This is a genomic window from Sphingomonas sp. (assembly GCF_042091075.1).
GTDB lineage: Bacteria > Pseudomonadota > Alphaproteobacteria > Sphingomonadales > Sphingomonadaceae > Sphingomonas.
The window spans coordinates 1-1,318 of sequence record NZ_JBELIE010000140.1; the positions used below are offsets into that span (position 1 = coordinate 1).

The following is a 1,318-nucleotide window of genomic DNA, read 5'->3' on the forward strand; positions in this document are numbered from 1 at the left end:
GGCCAGCGTGCCGAGATACCCGCGCGATGCGAAATCGCGATCCTCGTCCGACCGCCCGGCCATCTCCGCCACAGCCGCCGCATGCGCCGCGCGCGTGCTGGCGGAGGGCGGATCGGCCTGCGCCAGCGCGCTCGCAGCAGGAGCGGCGACCGCGACCATCGCCATCGCTGCGTGACGCAACACCCGCCCCCTCATGCCCGGAACCCCGGATCGATACGGTCGAGCTTGCGTAGCAGCGCCGGCCAGGCGAGCCGCTGCGCCAGCAATCCCATTCCCGCCGGAGCCGACTGGCGCGCGACCTTGTCCTCGACGCCATCGGGCGGCGGGTTGAGATTGTCGCGGCCGGCGGCGAGCATATGCACCTGCGCCTCACACGCGCGTTCGAGGAAGTAGAGACGCAGGAAACAGGCCGCGACGCTGTCGCCGATCGTCAGCGTTCCGTGGTTGCGCAAGATCATCGCATGGCGCGCACCCAGATCGGCCACGAGCCGTTCGCGTTCGTCGAGGTCGGTCGCGATCCCTTCATAGTCGTGATAGGCGACGTCCGCACCGGCGATCATCGCGGTCTGCGTATGCGGCAGAAGGCCGAACGCCATCGCGCTGACCGTCTGACCATAAGGCGTGTGGACGTGCATCACCGCCTGCGCATCCTCCCGCCCCATGTGGATTGCGGAATGGATCGTGAAGCCCGCCGGGTTGACGGGGTGCGTACCGGCATCGACCGGATGGCCGTCGACGTCGATCTTCACGAGCGACGAGGCCGTAATCTCTTCGAACATCCTGTCATAGGGATTGATCAGAAAGTGATGGTCGGGCCCCGGCACACGGACCGACAGATGGGTGAAGATCAGATCGTCCCATCCGTAATGCGCCACCAGGCGATAGGCGGCGGCAAGATCGACGCGCACCGCCCATTCCCCGGCCGACATGCCGTCGGGAGGCGACGCCGCGGGAGCGTGAGGGGAAGGGGCAGCCATGGCCATCGTCCGGGGTTCCTTGGGGTCAGAAGGCGGTGGACACGCCGAGCTTGACCTGTCGGCCAAGCGCGCTCGCGGTGAAGGGATCGTAATTGTAGTTTAGCCGCGCAAACGGCGGATCGCGATCGGTGACGTTGAGGACGGTCAGCGTCAGATTGGTATCGGGCACGATCTGATATTGCAGGCTGACGTCCGCGGTGCGGAACGGCGCGATGCGCGCGCCTTGCGACAAGGTCGGCGATCCGGGCAGCAGCGTGCTGGGACCGAAGATGCCGGCGGGGTCGTCGGCGCGCTGGTCGTACATGCCGCCGACATAGTTGAAGGTGACACGCGCATTCAGG

At 66.9% G+C, this 1,318-nt stretch carries 3 protein-coding genes; all 3 read right to left on the bottom strand.

From position 1 onward, the window contains the following. Positions 1–183: hypothetical protein (locus ACFDSW_RS12965; protein WP_375250705.1), on the bottom strand; the 183-nt coding region annotated here is incomplete at its 3' end. Between the two features lie 8 nt (positions 184–191). Next, on the bottom strand, positions 192–977 hold the full coding sequence (locus tag ACFDSW_RS12970; protein ID WP_375250710.1) for a class II aldolase/adducin family protein: 786 nt from the start codon (positions 975–977) through the stop codon (positions 192–194). A gap of 25 nt (positions 978–1,002) precedes the next feature. Next, a partial coding sequence (locus ACFDSW_RS12975) for a hypothetical protein (RefSeq protein WP_375250706.1) occupies positions 1,003–1,318 on the bottom strand: 316 nt, incomplete at its 5' end.

What these genes read in the sequence shown, in the direction of transcription:
- ACFDSW_RS12970 (WP_375250710.1), bottom strand. Translation starts at nt 977, where the DNA reads ATGGCTGCCCCTTCCCCTCACGCTCCCGCGGCGTCGCCTCCCGACGGC.